The following is a 16,970-nucleotide window of genomic DNA, read 5'->3' as shown; positions in this document are numbered from 1 at the left end:
ATGGTCCCCGGAGCCTGGCCTCAGGCGCCGCGTGCGATGTAGGCGCGCCAGCCCCCGAGGCTGGTGATGTCCTCTGCCCCGGTCAGCGCGCGCGGCTCGGAGACGAAGCCCTTGACGCTGCTGCCGTCGGCCAGCGTGACGGTGCCGATGGCGAGCGGCGCGGGCACGTCGACGACGAAGCTGCCGAACTCGGCGACGCCCAGTTCATAGACCTCGACCTTGATCGGGGCACCCTCTTCGCTGTGGACCAGCGCGGGCTTGGGCGGAACGCTCTCGGCCATGGCGTAGAGGCGGTAATTGGGCGCGGTCTCGAAGGCGCCGACGAACTTGGCGTCGCGCGAGGTGAGCTGCCAGTGGAGCGGCATGTCCTTCAGGTGGGCGCCGACGACGGCGAGTTTCACTGTCTGCATCTTTCCCTCGAAATCTAGTGGTGGCGGAGACGGAAGGTTGGCGGCCGAAAGGTATTCGTCGGCCGCCTCCAGCAAGGCGCGGTCGCTGTCGGCGGGGCCGATCAGGGTGATCCCGAAGCCGGTCGCATTGGCACGGATGCCGGCGGGCACGGCCAGCGCGGCCATGTCCAGCAGGTTCACGAAGTTGGTGTAGAAGCCCAGCGCGCTGTTGAGCGCGACCGGAGCCGCCAGCATTTCCGCGACGCGATAGGTCGAGCCGGTCGTCGGGAAGACCATCATGTCGATGGTTTCCCAAAGCTGGTCGGCGTGGCGCTTGATCTCGGCCATGCGGTAGATGCCGTTGAACAGCTCCACCGCGCTGACCGTCAGGCCCGGCTCGACGACGGCGCGGACCGTCGGGTCGATGGCGTCGGGGTTGTTGGCCAGCATGTCGGCCATCGCGGCGGTGCGCTCCGCGACCCAGGGGCCGCCGTAGAGCAGCAGCGCGGCTTCCTGCAGCGGGGCGTAGTCGATCTCGACCAGCTCCGCGGTTTGCGCGAGCGTTGCCAGCGCGCGGTCGTAGAGGTATTCGGACTCGGCATCGCCGAACCAGTTGCGCTGGGCGCGGCGCGGCACGCCGATGCGCGCCTTGCCGAGCGGGCGGTCGGCGAGCGGCTTGGAATAGGGGTCGGCGGGATCGAAGGCGGCCACGACCTGATCGACAAGGCGCGCATCGGCGGTGTCGTCGGTGAAGACGGTGATGCAGTCGAGCGTGCGGCAGGCGGGCACGAGGCCGCGCGTGCTCCAGCGGCCCTTGGTGGGCTTGAAGCCGACGAGGTGGTTGAAGGCGGCGGGGACGCGGCCCGAACCGGCGGTGTCGGTGCCCAGCGCGAAAGGCACCAGCCCCGCCGCCACCGCGACCGACGAGCCCGCGCTCGACCCGCCGCTGACGTAGGACAGGTTATAGGCGTTGCGCGGGATGCCGTAGGGGCTGCGCGAGCCGTTGAGGCCGGTGGCGAACTGGTCGAGGTTCGTCTTGCCGATGCAGATCGCGCCGGCTTCCAGCAGCCGCTCGATCACGCCGGCCGAGGCTTCGGGGCTGTAGGCGAAGGCCGGGCAGGCCGCCGTCGTCTCGAAGCCGGCGACGTCGATGTTGTCCTTCACCGCGAAGGGGACGCCGGCCAGCGGCAGGCTCTCCCCGGCGGCGATGCGGGCATCGACGGCGCGGGCGGCGGCGAGGAACTGCTCGCCGCTCGCCCGGCTGATCCAGACCTGCGGCTGGATCGCATCGTATGCCGTGACACGCGCCAGGGTTTCCTCGGCGACGGCGACGGCGCTGGTTTCCCCGGCGTTGACGGCGGCGGCGATGGCGGCCGCGCTGCGGCGATCGTAGGCCGTCATGCGCCGCGCCTCAGGGCGAGCATCGGCGCACCGGGTTCGAGCGACTGCCCCTCGCGCATGTAGAGCGCCGCGACCGTGCCCGAACTGGGGCTTTCCACCGAAGTTTCCATCTTCATAGCCTCTATGACTGCGATCCTGTCGCCCGCCTCCACCTTGTCCCCGGCGGCGACGAGCAGCTTCGTGACGCTTCCGCCATAAGGCGCTTCGACGAGGTCGGAGCCTTCGGGCAGGACGATTGCGTCGGCCGCGGGGGCTTCGACCTCACCGGCATCGGCGGCATGGTCGAACTCGCCATTGCGCTGCCATTCGGCGCGCTCTTCGTCGAAGGCTGCCTTGCGGCGCTCCTCGAACGCGGTGATGCCCGCCGCGTTCTCGGCAAGGTAAGCGCGGTAGTCGGCGAGGCGGAACTCGGACGGCTCGATGCGGATCGAGCGGCGGCCGGCCGGGAATTCCCGGCGCCAGTCGGTGAGTTCGTCCGCGCTGACCGGATAGAAGCGGATCTGGTCGAAGAAGCGCAGCAGCCACGGCTTGCCTTCGGTGAAGGCGTCGGTCTGGCGGTAGGTGTTCCAGACCTGGATGGTGCGCCCGAACAGCTGATAGCCGCCCGGCCCTTCCATGCCGTAGATGCACATGTAGGCGCCGCCGATGCCCACGACGTTGGGCGGCGTCCAGGTGCGCGCGGGGTTGTACTTGGTGGTGACGAGGCGGTGGCGCGGATCGACCGGGGTCGCGACCGGGGCGCCGAGGTAGACGTCGCCCAGGCCCATCACGAGGTAGTTCGCCTCGAAGATCAGGTTCTCGACGGCGGCGGCATCGTCCAGGCCGTTGATGCGGCGGATGAACTCGATGTTGTCCGGGCACCACGGCGCGTCGGCGCGGACGGTGGCCATGTACTTCTCGATCGTCTCGATCGTCGCCGGGTCCCGCCAGCTGAGCGGCAGGTGGACGATGCGCGAGGGGATCGTGAAGTCCTCGAGGTCGCCGAGGCGCTCCTCCGCCGCGATCAGCGTCTCCAGCGCGAGGGCGGGGGTCATCGCCGCGCCGTCGAAGTGAAGCTGGAGCGAGCGGATGCCGGGCACGATGTCGATGATGCCGGGTAGCGCGAGCCGTTCAAGCTCGGTCATCAGCGCGTGGACGCGGATGCGCAGCTCGATGTCGAGCACGATGGGCCCGTATTCGACGAGGATGTTGCGGTCGCCCTGCTGGCGGTAGACCGTGCGCGGACGGCCCGGGCCTTCGGGGATTTCGGCGAGGATCGGCGACAGCGTCTCCACCGCCCGGACCTCGGAAGGCGCGGGCGTTGCCCCCGTTGCGACGAGATTGCGCTGCGCGGCATCGGCGTCGGTCGCATCGGCGATGTTCACCGGTGCGAACTTCAGCTTGTCGCCCGGAGCGAGCTGGCCGATCTTCCAGCGGTCCGCCGCGATCACCACGAACGGGCAGACGAACCCGCCGAGCGAGGGCCCGTCGGGACCCAGGATGATCGGCATGTCGCCGGTGAAGTCCACGGCGCCGATGGCGTAGGGATTGTCGTGGATGTTGGACGGGTGCAGCCCCGCCTCGCCGCCGTCGGTACGGGCCCAGCGTGGCTTGGGACCGATCAGTCGGACGCCGGTGCGGTTGGAGTTGTAGTGGATTTTCCACTCGGCGGCGAGGAACGTCTGGACGTCCTCGTCGGTGAAGAAATCGGGAGCGCCGTGCGGACCGTAGAGCACGCGCAGCGTCCACTCGGTCGGGATCTCCGGTAGGTCGACCGAAGGGAGCCCCATGTCGGTCTCATGTCCGCCCAGGTGCAGTGTATCGCCGGCAAGGAGACGCCGCGCAGCATGGCCGCCGAACTGGCCCAGCTCGAAGGTGCTGCAGCTCTCGAGGTATGGCGCGATGTCCAGACCGCCCGCGAACAGGATGTATCCGCGAAGGCCGCCGACCGATGCCCGGCCGAGCGCCAGCGTCTGTCCGGCCGTAATGTCGGTAGGAACGCCGCGCTCGACGGCCACGCCGTCCAGCGTCGCGCCGAAGTCCGCGCCCATCAGGCAGATGCGCGCCGGCGCCACGAAGGCCAGCGTCGGACCGGTGACGGTCGCCTCAAGTCCCGCAGTTCCCTCGGGATTTCCGAGCAGGCGGTTGCCGAGGCGGAACGACTGGTCGTCCATCGGGCCCGAAGGCGGAACGCCCACGGCCCACAGCTTCTGGCGTCCCGGCCAGTCCTGTACCGTCGTCGCGGTGCCGCCGCTGACGACGCGGATCGAGCGGGGATTGTAGGCGATGCCGTCGAGCACGCGGGTCGAAACCTCGCCGCTGACGAAAGCGGGCGAGCGCACCACGTCGCGCAGCCAGCGCAGGTTGGTCTCGATGCCGTCGGCGCGGGTCTGGTCGAGCGCGGCCTGCGCGGCCTCGACTGCCTCGGCGCGGGTGGGCGCGTGGACGATGAGCTTCGCCAGCATCGGATCGTACCAGGCGCTGACCGCCGTGCCCGACGAGCACCATGTCTCGACACGGATGTCGGACGGGAACTGCAGGCAGGTCAGCGATCCCGAAGTAGGGCGATAATCGAGCGAGGGGTCCTCGGCATAAAGCCGCATCTGGACCGAATGGCCCTTGGGCGTGGGCGCTTCGCCGTCGAGGAAGGCGAAGTCGCCGGCCCCGCCGCGCACCATCCACTCGACGAGGTCGATGCCCATCACCGCTTCGGTGACGCCGTGCTCGACCTGGAGGCGGGTGTTCATTTCGAGGAAGAAAAATTCCTCGCGGTCGGCGTCGTAGAGGTATTCCACCGTGCCGGCCGAGCGGTAGTTCGCTGCCTGGCCGAGGCGGATGGCCGAGGCGATCAGTTCGCTGCGCACATGCTCGGGGAGCAGCGGCGCAGGCGCTTCCTCGACGACCTTCTGGTTGCGGCGCTGGAGCGAGCAGTCGCGCTCGCCCAGAGCCATGACCCTGCCCTCGCCGTCACCGAACAGCTGGACCTCGATGTGGCGCGCGCGCCGGACGTAGAGTTCGAGGAAGACGCTGGCATCGCCGAAATTGCTCAGGCCCTGGCGGGCGACGACATCGAACGCCTCGCGCAGTGCGGCTTCGTCCTCGCACACGCGCATGCCGATGCCGCCGCCGCCGGCGGTGGCCTTCAGGATCACGGGATAGCCGATTTCGGCGGCGGCGGTGACCGCCTCGTCCGCGTCGCTCAGCAGGCCGGTGCCCGGTGCCAGCGGCACGTCATGGGCGGCGGCGAGCGCGCGGGCGCTGTGCTTGAGGCCGAAGGTGCGGATATTGTCCGTGGTCGGGCCGATGAAGACGATCCCGGCCGCCGCGCAGGCCTCGGCGAACTCGACGTTCTCGGCCAGGAAGCCGTAGCCCGGGTGGATCGCGCCTGCCCCGGTCTTCTTCGCAGCGGCGAGGATCGCGGGGATGTTGAGATAGCTGTCGGATGCTCGCGCCGGGCCGATGCACACGGCCTCGTCGGCTTCGGAGACGTGGTTCGAACCCTCGTCCGCCTCGGAATAGACGGCGACGGACTTCAGCCCCATGGTTCGCAGGGTGCGGATGATACGGGTGGCGATCGCGCCCCTGTTCGCGATCAGGACGGTGTCGAAGCTCATGCGGCGGTTACGATCATGCGCACGGGCGTGGGGTTGAAGCCGTTGCAGGGATTGTTGACCTGCGGGCAGTTGGAGACGACGACGACGACGTCCATTTCCGCACGCAGGTCAACGGTCAGGCCCGGCGCGGATATTCCGTCGACGATGCCCAGCGACCCGTCGGACTCGACAGGAACATTCATGAAGAAATTGATGTTCGAGACGATGTCCCGCTTGCCCCGGCCTTCGGTGAGGTTGGCTTCGAGGAAGTTCTCCACGCAGGCGTGTTCGGCCTTGGTGTGGTGGCCGTAGCGCAGCGTGTTGGACTCGCACGAGCAGGCGCCGCCGATGGTGTCGTGATACTCGACCGAGGTCGACGCGATGGTCATCATCGGCCGGCCCTCGTTCGACAGCAGCCTGGTGCCTTCGCGCAGGAACAGGTTGCCCTGTGCGGAGACTGTGTCCTGCGCGCTGTAGCGCTCGGCGTCGTCGGCAGCCGAATAGAGCAGGAAATCGACGGCCTGGTTGCCTTCGAGGTCGACGATGCGCAGCGTCTGGCCGGCAGCGATGTGGTGCAGCCACGGCGCCCGGGCGGGCACGACGACATCATGGATCACGGCGCCGGTGAGGCCGGACATATGGGGATCGGCAGTCATTTTGGACCTGTCCTCTTTCAGCGGCGGAAGTAGTCTTCGACGTTCTTGAAGGCGCGCAGGCCTTCAGGCGTCGCGGTGCGGACAGCGTCGTCTTCGGTCGTCACCGGCCCGCGCCAGGCGGAAGCGCGCAGCGGGGTCACCGTATAGTCGTCGCGCGGGTCGAGGACGTGCGGGCAGTTGGCGATCACGACGATCACGTCCATCTCGGCGCGCAGGACCACGGTTCGGCCGGGCTCGAACGGGCCGATCTGCGGAGTGATCGCGCCGTCTTCCTGGATCCGCGCACCCTTGAACAGCGTGACGCAGGGGTGGACGTCGCGGCGGGTGAGCCCATGCTTGGCGGCGCCCAGCAGGAAACGGTCGCGGCCGCTGGGGTAGGGGCCGCTATTGGTGCCGTTGCCGTACTTGGCGGCGTTGGTCGCGGGATTGGAAGTGCCGCAGAACGTGTCGTGCGTGCCGGCATCGTCTTCGAGGATGCTCATAATGACGCGGCCCATGTCGGACAGCAGCAGCTTGCCCTCGCCGAGATAGGCGTTCCACTGCACCTTCACTGTGTCCGCGACGTTGAGCCGCTCGGTGGGCATTTCGGCGTTGAACAGCAGGATCGAAGCGCAGGCATCGCCGCGCAGATCGATCAGGCGCAGGCGCGAGCCGCGCGCGAGGCGCCGCGTGGCATAGCCGCCCGCCGCGATGGTTTCCTCCCAGAGCAGATCCTCGGGCGCCACTTCCGGCGGCAGGTCGTCGGCGACCGGCGGGAGCACGGGCATGCTCTCGATCACGGTACCTTCCATGCCGCGCGCGTGATCGCGGGCAGCAAGGGGATTGGCCAGGGTCTCGGTCATGCATTCGCTCCGATGATCGGGTTGGGATTTCCACCTTCGGGTTCGTAGAGGGGCGGCAGCAGTGAGGTCGTGGTGACCAGAGCCAGTTGCTGCACCCCGCGGACCCGCCTGATGGCGTCGCACAGCTCCTTCAGCCTCACGGCCGGACCTTGCACGAGCAGGACTTCGAGGGACTGGTCATCCTCCAGCACGACGTGCTGCGAGGAGATGACTTCCTTGAGATAACTCGCCTGCGTGTGGGAAAGCAGGTGGCGAACGCGCCCCCGCTCACCGCGGTAGACGAGAGTGATGGTGCCAGCGAGCATCTCTTCCGGCCGCATCAGCGAACCGTGCTCGGCAAGCGCGTGGCGGATCAGCTCGGCGATGAGCTGCGAGCGGGAAGGCAGGCCGCGTTCCGCCACCATCATGTCGAGCTGTCTGAAGAGGTCTGCCGGGAGGCTCATGCTGAGCCGGGCCAGGCTTGCGGATTCGGATCCCATGACCACCCTCTTTTCAATTATTACGAATTACGTCAACAGTAATATCGTCATTGTTTGCAGGAGCGGTTTCGTCGCGGTTGCGCAGCGGAATGTCGTAGACCGCCGTGGCACCGAAACGGTGCGGCGCGTGCGGATCGTGGCGGCGCTTGTCGAGCGCGAGCACGCGGGTCCCGAGGGTGAAGGCTTCCCGGATGTCGTGGGTCACCATCACGATGGTCAGCGAGTATTCGCGCCAGAGATTGCGGATCAGGACGTGCATGTCCGCCCGGATACCCGGATCGAGCGCACCGAACGGCTCGTCGAGAAGCAGCACCCGGGGCCGCTTCACGAGCGCCTGGGCGATCGCCAGCCTCTGCTGCATGCCGCCAGACATCTGCGCGGGATAGAGGTCGAGGCTGTGGCCGAGGCCGACCGCGTTCAGCATCGCCGTCGCCTCGTCCTGCGCGGCGCGGCGGGCCGCACCGAACAGGCGCCCGGAAAGCGGGGCCTGCGCGCACTCCATGCCGAGGATCGTGTTGCGCAGCGCGGAGAGGTGCGGGAACACCGAGTAGCGCTGGAACACGACGCCGCGGTCCGGTCCGCATTCGGGCGCCAGCGGCGTTCCGTCGAGCAGGATGGAGCCGCGTGACGGCGCCTCCTGGCCGAGGATGAGCCGCAGGAAGCTGCTCTTGCCCGCACCGGACGGTCCGACGATCGAGACGAAGGAGCCGGCCTCGATGTCGAGGTTGAGTTTCTCGATGATGATCCGGTCGCCGTACTCGACCCAGACGTCGCGGAAGCTGAGAAGCGTGCTCAATGGCTTTCTCCGTGCGCCCAGGGGAACAGCTTGCGGCTGAGGAATGCGAAGGTCACGTCCATCACGATCGCGAGGATCGCGATCCAGGCCACGTAGGGCAGGATGACGTCCATCGAGAGATAGCGGCGGACGAGGAAGATGCGGTATCCGAGGCCCACGTCCGAGGCGATCGCCTCTGCCGAGATCAGGAAGACCCAAGCAGGCCCGAGCGCCAGGCGCATCGCCTGAAGCAGCCGTGGCATCGCCTGCGGCAGCGCCACGCGGATCATCACCTGCCAGCTGCTGGCGCCGAGCGTCTGCGCCTTGATGATCTGTTCTCTCGGCAGCGCCGCAACATGGGCCGCGATGTCGCGGATCATGACCGGTGCGATGCCGATGACGATGAGCGTGACCTTCGCCGTCTCGCCGAGGCCCAGTGCGATGAACAGGATCGGCAGCAGCGCGATTGGGGGGATCACGGCGATCCCGGTGACAAGCGGACCGAACGTCGCGCGCACCGGCGGCAACACGCCGAGCGCAAGGCCGACCATGATCGCCATCAGCGTCGATATGCCGAGGCCGATGCCGAGGCGCTGCAGGCTCGCCAGCGTATCGGCCCAAAACACCAGTTGCCCGGTGAGTTGGTCAGGCACGAAGATGAGCGCCGCCATGCTCTGCGCCATCGTGCCCGGCAGGGGCAGGATCTTGTCCGACGGGTTAACGGCGTGACGACTGGCGGCCACGACGATGTAGATCACTGCCAGAAGCACTATCGGGAGGGCGCCGAGAAGCAGCCGATCCCCTCGCCGGACTTGACGATTCACCCAACGCATTGCGGTCATCTCACTCTTGATGAAGCGAATTCGAAGCGATCAGAGCTTTCCGTCGGCGGCCAGCTTCATGTAGCTGTCGTCGAAGCGAAGCGTCACGTGCTGCGCGTCGCCCAGCGTCTTGCCGCCGGGGAAGGACATGCCCACCGCATCGGCGGACGTGGCGCCCTTGAACAACCCTTGCGCGAAGCTGAAGTCTCGCACCCGCGTCATCGTCGTCACCAGCGACGGAGCCGAAGTCGCTGCAACCGCCGCCTTGGGATCGGTGTAGAGGTAAGTCGTGGTGAGCTGGCTGTCGAAGTCTTCCGGCGTCGCGCCGGCCAGCTTGGCCATGGCCGCGCGTGCCGCCTTGCCTTGCGCATCCTTGCGCGCCATCAGCGCCGTGGTCTCGTACCAGATGCCGGCGAGCGCCTTGCCGAGGCTCGGGTTGGCCTTCAGCGTGGCGGTGTCGACGACCATCAGGTCGAGGATCTCGCCCGGGATGTCGGCGGAGCTGAACACTTCCTTCGCGCCGGCCTGCGCCTTCATCGTCGAAAGCTGCGGGTTCCAGGCGACGGCCACCTTGACGTCGGGGCTGGCGAAGGCGCCGACGATGTCGGCGTCGCCGGTGTTCACCGTCTTCACGTCCTTCATGGCGAGCCCGACCGAGGACAGGCCGCGCGCCAGCAGGTAGTGGGAGACCGAAAGCTCGACGAGATTGATCTGCTGGCCCTTGATGGCGCGCAGGTCGCCCGCGCCCTTCATCAGGATGCCGTCGTTACCGTTGGAATAGTCGCCGACGATGATGGCGCTGGTGTCCTTGCCGCCCGCGGCGGGGATCGTCAGCGCGTCCATGTTGGCGACGCTCACGCCGTCAAGCTTGCCGGCGGTATACTGATTGACCGATTCGACGTAGTCGTTGACCTGCACCATGTTGATCTTGATGCCGTACTTGTCGGCCCATTTCTTCACGATGCCGGCCTGCTGCGCATAGGGCCAGGGCATCCAGCCCGCGTAGATCGACCATCCGATGTTGAACTCCTGCTTCTTCGGCGCATCGCCGGGCGCCTGGGAGCAGGCGGCAGTCAGAAGCACTCCGGCCAGCAATGCTGCCTTGGCAGTCCTACGGATCGTTACGATCATGAATCGGTCCCCTTTCGCAATGCAACATTGCTGCGATTGCAAACGCTGTCCATCAAAATTATTACGACACTTGAATTTTGTAATACTTTTGGCGGCTGATCACGCGCACGATCGGCGCGAGGCCGCTGCAGGGGGAGGTTTGCGCTCGCCGGGGCCGCGGTGTCAGGCGCCAGCCGCCGTCAGGCAGCGGCGACTTCGCTGCCGGCGCGCTGCTTGCGAGGCTTGGCAGCGTCGGCCGCGCCCACCTCGTCCTGCTCGTGGAGAGGCGGCAGCAGCGCCGTCGTGGTGACCAGCTGAAGCTGATGCACACCCCGGATCGCACGGAGGCTGTCGCACAGGTCCTTCAGCTTTGCAGCCGGTCCCTGCACGAGCAGCACCTCGAGCGACTGGTCGTCCTCCAGGAACACGTGCTGGGAGGAAATCACTTCCTTGAGATAGTCCGCCTGGCTTTGGGCAAGCTGGTGCCGCACCCTTCCCCGATCGCCCCGATAGACCAGCGTGATCGTCCCCGCGAGCATCTCCTCAGGCCGCGTCAGGGCTTCGTGTTCAGCCAGCGCGTGGCGAATGAGCTCGGAAATGAGCTGCGAGCGCGACGGCAGGCCGCGCTCCTCCACCATCGCGTCCAACTGGCGGAACAGTTCGGCGGGAAGGCTCATGCTGAGCCGGGCAAGGCTGCCGGGGTCGGTGCTCAAGCTGCGTCCCTCACCATCGTCAAATCCTCAAAAACGTCCGTCACGGCATCGGTGGGCATAGGCGTCACGCCGGTGCCAACAACCCTGCCCTATACCATGCAGGGCGACGATGACAGTCCATGATCGGCGATTTGCCGCGTACTTACCAGCTGAAATTATTACCATTGTCAGACAAGGTAATATCGATATCCTGCCCCTCGTTCGGCGGAGTGTCGCTACTCGCTGCCGACTATAAGGGGCATCATGGCGCAGAATTCGGCTTACAATCCGGCGTTGTCCGGCAATCCGCAATCAGCCACGGGACGCGCCTACCCCAACGGCAACCCCGACCTTGGATACAATCCTTCCGGTGTGCGCAATACCGACAGCGCCGTGCCCCTGCACCGCGACAAGCCGGTGCTCCACGACTACGCGTCCGACGGTCCGGCGCCGGGCGCTCTCGGGTTCCGCTGGACTTATGGCTCCAATGTGGCCGCCAAGAACCGAGATCCGCGCGTCCAGGTGGTGCAGTACAACGAAGACACCTTCGTCCTGCGCCAGAACGTCTGCGTCCACTGGGAGGCGCCGTTCACCTATCTGCTCTTCGGCAACAAGGGCGCCCTGCTGATCGACACCGGCGCCACTGCGGCGGCGAACCATTATCCCCTGCGCGAGACGGTCGACGCCATCATCGCGCGCTTGGCCAAGGCGCGCGGACGCAGCAAGGTACCGCTGACGGTGGCGCTGACCTCCGGCGAGGACATCGCCCAGAACCAAGGGTTAGTGCAGTTCGCCGGCCGCGAGGATACGACCATCGTTCCCAAGCCGCTGGAGGCGATGAAGCACTTCTACGGGGTCGGAGGCACCTGGCCTTCGGGCTCGGGCAAGATCGACCTAGGCGACCGTGTGATCGAGGTCATCCCGACGCCCGGCACGCACAGGGACGGCGTCACCTTCTACGACCCCTACTGCGACTTCCTGTTCACCGGCGACCTGCTGTTCCCCGGCAAGATCAACATCGGCAACGACCGGGATTTCATCGCCTCGCTCGAGCGCCTGCAGGCTTTCGCGGCGAACCGGCCCGTGAAGTGGGTCCTTGGCGGCCATGTCGAGATGATGTTCGTGCCGGGCAAGTACTACCCGCGCTTCGCCACCTACAAGCCCTACGAGCGCGTGCTCGAAATGACGCCGGACCTGATCGGCGAGGCGCTGAAGTACGCACAGGAGGTCCAGGGCAAGGACATGATGCTCATCCGCCCCGACTTCGCACTTTTCAACGGCGTCAGCCCCGACCAGCGAACGCAGGTCTGGCCCGAGGGCGTGCCCAACATCAACCCGCCGCGTCCGTTCTGACGACGAGGAGACCAGTCGTGGATAGACGCACTTTCCTGAGCTACAACGCCGCTGCCGCCGCCATCCCGCTGACGGGAGCGGCGCTCACCAGCCTCTCCGAAGCGGCCTCGGCCGCTGTTCGCCTCGCACCGATCGATTTCAAGAGCAACGTGCCCGCCGCGGGCAGCTTTCCCAAGCGCTGGATCTGCGGGTCCTCGTGCTGCATGGACAACACTGACCCGCCGGTGCAGGTCCACTGGTACAACCCGCATACGGCGATCCTGCGCCAGAACAAGGCGTACAGCTACGAGGCGCCGTTCGCCCCGCTCTACTTCGGCAACGACCGCGTGCTCCTGCTGGACGAAGGGTTCGTGCAGCTGCGCAACGACTGGGACCTGCGCGGTGTCGTGGACCAGTGCATCAACGAGTGGTGCCAGCGCAACGGCCGCGATCCCGCCAGCCTGGAACTCCTGGTCGCGTTCAGCCACCTCCATGCTGACCACTACGCGGCGACCAACCAGTTCGCCGACCGCCCCAACACCCGCTACATGGGCCTCACCCACGAGGAGATGGTCGGTTTCTGGGGCATGACCAACTTCCCCGAGGAACGCGTGACGCTGGACCTGGGCGGCCGCGAGATCCTTATCTGGGGTTCGCCCGGCCATGTCGTTTCCGAATTCGCCTACTACGACAGCTATACCCAGATCCTCTACACCGGCGACATGTTCTACCGGGGCCGCTGCTACATCAGCTTCTGGCAGCCCTGGTTCGACAGCATGAAGCGGCTGATCGACTTCTGCGACACGCATCCGGTGACCCACGTGATGGGCTGCCACGTGGAGATCAGCAAGGACGGGCAGGACTACGCCTATGGCATGACCTGGCAACCCGACGAGGCGCCCGTGGAAATGACGGTGCAGCAGCTGCGCGAAGCCTTCGCCCATGCGCAGACGATCACGAAGCCCGGCATCTATTTCACAGGCACCGTCTTCCTGTGCAACCAGACGCGCGGGACGACGACAATCGACAAGAACGCCTACCGGTATTCCTGACGCCGCGCGACTCGGTAGCAGTGCGCAAGCCCGCGAGCGCCGACCGGTTCGCATGGACCGTTCGGGAAAAGAAATAGTGTTACGCTGTTCCATCAAGACCGCAATAATCCGGGATTCGCAGCAAAACGTACCACCGCTAGATTAATACGCTTGACGCAAAACGTAATATCCATACCGTGTGTCGTGTCGCCAAGAAGAGCGATAAACCGGGAGAGAGAACTTTGTAACGGCAGGCCGGGGAACCGGCTTGGATGGGGGTTTTCGATGGAACAACTGCCAGTCTACAACACGGTTCTCTCGTCCCACGAGCGAGTGATCGGCGATGGCCGGGACGCCGGCGGAATGAAGCAGACGCTCTTCAATCTGGTGCCGCCCGCCTTCATCGCGATCGTCATTGCTTTCTGGGCCTATGGTCCCAAGTCGTTGGTTGACCACCCGTTGGCCCTCGTGGTGACTTCGTCACTGATCACCCTCGCCGTCCTCGGGCTCGAGTTCGTCCACGAGCGTCATTCCGACTGGCGCATGAACAAGCGCGAATTCGCCACGGACCTGTTCTACGTTGCCTTCATGTCCACCGTGATTTCCTGGGTGACGACCAAGCTGGCGGAAGATCCGCTGCTGGCGTTCAAGAAATCGCTGGGCATCACGACCGAATGGGCGATGCACCTGCCCTTCATCGTGCAGGTCGCGCTGGTCGTTTTCCTCATCGAGTTCGGCCAGTATTGGATGCATCGCCTGATGCACAACTGGACGCCCTTCTGGCTGACCCACGCGCCGCATCATCATCTCACGCAGCTGAACGCGGCGAAGGGCGCGGTGGGCAACCCGATCGAACTGTTCCTCATCAGCCTGAGCGTGGTGGCGCTGTTCGATCTTTCGACGCCCGCGATCTTCTGCGCGCTGAACGTCATGGGCGTGATCTCCACCTTCGCCCACGCCAACGTGCGATCCGACCCGCCGAAGTTCTACTCGTTCTTCTTCACGACGATCCGGCACCACAGCCTGCATCATTCGACGGACTACGAGAGCACCCGCTGCAACTACGGCAATTCGCTGATCCTCCTCGATCGTATCTTCGGCACCTATCGCGAAGGCGAAGCCATGGTCGTCGGCCAGGATGAACGCAAGCGCCTGTCCATCCGGGAGCAATTCCTGTTCCCGTTCCAGCCCGCGATCGAGTGGATCAGGGCGAAGCGCGGCACCCAGGCCGCGCGCTCGGCCTACTGAGCAGCCGCAAGCAGAGAGCAATACCAAGGGAGCGAACGCCTCGACGGAATTTTGAGAACGTCGAGAGCAGCGCGCCGGCAAGACATCCGTCAAGCGATGGCCGGCGCAAGAATGAGGTCCTCAAGCACAACGCCCCCCGGGTCCGACAGGAGCCAGGCCCGGGAGCGGCTCACTGTAACCAGAAAATGAGGGAAGCACATGACATATCGCGCGAAACTGAAGGCCGGCCTGCTATCCGCCACCATCTTCACGAGCACGGCGCTCGCCATGCCGGCCATGGCGCAGGATGCCAGCACCGCCGCTGACGAGGGCGACGCCATCGTCGTCACCGGCACCCGCCGCGCTACGACGATCATGGACACGCCGATCAACATCTCGGCGATCGGCTCCGAGGAAATCGCGCGCCAACGGATCGACGACGTGCGCGACCTCGCCGACTTCACCCCCGGCCTGACGATCTCCGACACCGGCCCGGGCACCACCGGCTCGATCGTGATGCGCGGACTCAACGCGTCGGATTCGGGCTCGAACGGCTCCAACTACGACGACTCGCTCGGCATCTATCTCGGCGAAGTTCCGCTCTACTACGACTTCAAGCTGCTCGACATCGCGCGCGTGGAGACGCTGCTCGGCCCACAGGGCACGCTCTACGGCCTCGGCACGCTGGCCGGCGCGATCCGCTACATCCCGAACCGTCCCGACGTGAACGAATGGGAAGGCGAAGCGCACGGCCGCGCCTATACCAAGAGCCACGCGGTCGACCTGGGCTACCAGGTGGACGGGATGATCAACATTCCGATCGTGAAGGACCACATCGCCTTCCGTTCGGCCACCGGCTACTACTACGATCCGGGCTTCATCGATTATCCGCTCCTGCTGCAGGAGCCGGGCGTCTCGCTGCCCCAGCCATCCGGCACCGGCGGCGTCTCGGGCGACGCCTACAACGCCAACCTGCGCAAGCGTGAGGATCTCAACTTCGAGAAGACCTTCACCACGCGCAACCAGTTGCTGTTCCAGACCACCGAAGACCTCAAGGTCATCTTCACCTACGCCTACCAGCAGACCAAGACCGACGGCGCCCAGTCCAACAGCGCCGGCGTGCTCGGCACGGGCAGGTACGAGAACGCCGGCCGCTACGAGGAACCCTCCAAGCGCCGCGCACACCTGGGAAGCATGGAGATCAACGCGAACCTTGGTGACATCGTCGACCTCGTGTCGACGACCGCCTATACCAACGTCAGGACGCGTTCGCAGTCCGACAACACCGACCTGCTGCTCGACCTCGACTATGACTACGAACTGTTCCCGGCCTTCTCGAGCTGGAACGAAAGCGATGGTCGCCGCAAGCAGTTCAACCAGGAAATCCGCCTGGTTTCGCGCCACGGCGGTCCGTTCAACTGGGTGCTGGGCGGCTTCTACAACGAGCAGAAGTACCACAACGACTATGCCGAGCACACGCCCGGCCTATCGGACTTCTACGGGGTTCCCGACAATCCCGAGGACCTGGAATATGTGAGCTACACCAAGTCCAAAGTCACCGAGAAGGCGATTTTCGGCGAAGGCACGTTCAAGATCACGCCAGAGTGGCAGGTCACCGGCGGCGCGCGCTATTTCAAGTACAACTCGGAAGTTCAGGGCGCGCTCGTGCTGCCGCTGCTCGGCGATCCGCTCAGCCCCTATGACCTCTCCCCCTCGGGCGGCAAGGCCAGCAAGGACGGCTGGGTCTGGAAGTTCAATACTTCCTACAACTTCACGCCAGACTTCATGGTCTATGCCACTTACAGCAAGGGCTATCGCATCGGCGGCCCCAACAGGGTTGCCCCCTGCCCCAACCCGGTGCCGGTCAACCAGCAGAACGCCTGCGCCCTGCCGAACGAGATCCAGTACGGCCCGGACACCACCAAGAACGCCGAAATCGGCATGCGCGCGCAGCTGTTCGATCGCAACCTGTCGTTCAACTTCAACGTCTACGACATCAAGTGGGAGGGCATCCAGGTCGATTCTGCGACGTTCTACGGCGTAACCGGGATCACCGTGAACGGCGGTGCGGCCAAGTCGCGAGGCTTCGAAACCTCGTTCCAGTTCAGGCCGGTCCCGGAACTCTCGATCCAGGGCACCTACTCGTACACGGACGCGAAGCTGACCGAGGACGTGCCGGGCATCATCACGGTACGCACCACGCCGAACAACTATGATGGCCGCCCGAAGTTCACCCAGCTCGACGCACTCGACGGCGATCGCCTGCCGGGTTCGGCCAAGAACTCGGGTAGCCTCGGCGCGACCTATACGATGCCGATGGGCGACGGGAACCTGATCGCCAACTGGACGGCGACCTACCGCGGAAGCGTCGTCTCGCGGCTCGGCTGGGATCGGGGTTATGGCGACAAGCTCAAGGGCTATGTCCTGAACCGCGCCACGATCGCGTATGAGACCGACAAGTACAGCGTCAGCCTCTTCGCGAACAACATCTTCGACAAGTACGCGGTGGTTTCCACCGGCCAGGACCGCTCGCGCATCGGCGTCAACGACGGCATCGCGGTGCGCTACTACCAGCAGACCGTGCTCAATCCGCGCACGGTCGGCATCGAAGCCCGCATAAAGTACTGACAACACGAGAGGCGC

At 65.7% G+C, this 16,970-nt stretch carries 13 protein-coding genes; 4 read left to right on the top strand and 9 right to left on the bottom strand.

From position 1 onward, the window contains the following. Positions 1 to 20 precede the first annotated feature (20 nt). The 9 genes from atzF to PMI02_RS01445 all read right to left on the bottom strand — a co-directional run bounded on the left by atzF (position 21) and on the right by PMI02_RS01445 (position 10,758). The gene (gene atzF, locus PMI02_RS01485; RefSeq protein ID WP_007677656.1) at positions 21 to 1,790 is read right to left on the bottom strand and encodes an allophanate hydrolase; all 1,770 of its coding nucleotides are present in this window, start codon (positions 1,788 to 1,790) and stop codon (positions 21 to 23) included. Then, positions 1,787 to 5,383, bottom strand: coding sequence for an urea carboxylase (gene uca, locus PMI02_RS01480; RefSeq protein ID WP_007677654.1), 3,597 nt, complete (start codon positions 5,381 to 5,383; stop codon positions 1,787 to 1,789). Before uca ends, atzF begins: the two co-directional genes overlap by 4 nt. Then, entirely contained in the window at positions 5,380 to 6,018 is a 639-nt protein-coding gene (locus PMI02_RS01475) for an urea amidolyase associated protein UAAP2 (RefSeq protein WP_007677652.1), read from the bottom strand. The genes uca and PMI02_RS01475 overlap by 4 nt, the downstream gene beginning before the upstream one ends. Before the next feature lie 17 nt (positions 6,019 to 6,035). Beyond that, a complete protein-coding gene (locus PMI02_RS01470; RefSeq protein ID WP_007677650.1) occupies positions 6,036 to 6,860 on the bottom strand; it encodes an urea amidolyase associated protein UAAP1 in 825 nt (274 codons plus the stop codon). After that, positions 6,857 to 7,339: a CopG family ribbon-helix-helix protein gene (locus tag PMI02_RS01465; RefSeq protein ID WP_007677648.1), complete on the bottom strand. Its 483-nt coding sequence runs from the start codon at positions 7,337 to 7,339 to the stop codon at positions 6,857 to 6,859. Before PMI02_RS01465 ends, PMI02_RS01470 begins: the two co-directional genes overlap by 4 nt. 13 nt (positions 7,340 to 7,352) lie before the next feature. Next, complete coding sequence (locus tag PMI02_RS01460; protein ID WP_007677646.1) at positions 7,353 to 8,135, bottom strand: ABC transporter ATP-binding protein; 783 nt, start codon at positions 8,133 to 8,135, stop codon at positions 7,353 to 7,355. After that, entirely contained in the window at positions 8,132 to 8,947 is an 816-nt protein-coding gene (locus tag PMI02_RS01455) for an ABC transporter permease (protein WP_007677644.1), read from the bottom strand. The genes PMI02_RS01460 and PMI02_RS01455 overlap by 4 nt, the downstream gene beginning before the upstream one ends. 39 nt (positions 8,948 to 8,986) lie before the next feature. Beyond that, positions 8,987 to 10,066, bottom strand: coding sequence for a putative urea ABC transporter substrate-binding protein (locus PMI02_RS01450; RefSeq protein WP_007677642.1), 1,080 nt, complete (start codon positions 10,064 to 10,066; stop codon positions 8,987 to 8,989). Between the two features lie 179 nt (positions 10,067 to 10,245). Then, on the bottom strand, positions 10,246 to 10,758 hold the full coding sequence (locus tag PMI02_RS01445) for a CopG family ribbon-helix-helix protein (protein WP_007677640.1): 513 nt from the start codon (positions 10,756 to 10,758) through the stop codon (positions 10,246 to 10,248). Between the two features lie 243 nt (positions 10,759 to 11,001). On the opposite strand from PMI02_RS01445, the gene PMI02_RS01440 reads away from it, so the two are divergent. The 4 genes from PMI02_RS01440 (at position 11,002) to PMI02_RS01425 (ending at position 16,955) form a co-directional block, all read left to right on the top strand. After that, positions 11,002 to 12,090: an MBL fold metallo-hydrolase gene (locus PMI02_RS01440; RefSeq protein WP_007677638.1), complete on the top strand. Its 1,089-nt coding sequence runs from the start codon at positions 11,002 to 11,004 to the stop codon at positions 12,088 to 12,090. A 17-nt stretch (positions 12,091 to 12,107) separates the two neighbouring features. Further along, complete coding sequence (locus PMI02_RS01435; protein ID WP_007677636.1) at positions 12,108 to 13,121, top strand: MBL fold metallo-hydrolase; 1,014 nt, start codon at positions 12,108 to 12,110, stop codon at positions 13,119 to 13,121. A gap of 264 nt (positions 13,122 to 13,385) precedes the next feature. Beyond that, positions 13,386 to 14,348: a sterol desaturase family protein gene (locus PMI02_RS01430; protein ID WP_007677635.1), complete on the top strand. Its 963-nt coding sequence runs from the start codon at positions 13,386 to 13,388 to the stop codon at positions 14,346 to 14,348. A gap of 198 nt (positions 14,349 to 14,546) precedes the next feature. Then, a complete protein-coding gene (locus PMI02_RS01425) occupies positions 14,547 to 16,955 on the top strand; it encodes a TonB-dependent receptor (RefSeq protein ID WP_007677634.1) in 2,409 nt (802 codons plus the stop codon). Positions 16,956 to 16,970: the final 15 nt, after the last annotated feature.

Source organism: Novosphingobium sp. AP12, assembly GCF_000281975.1.
Lineage (GTDB): Bacteria > Pseudomonadota > Alphaproteobacteria > Sphingomonadales > Sphingomonadaceae > Novosphingobium.
This window is presented reverse-complemented; position numbering and strand designations above follow the sequence as displayed.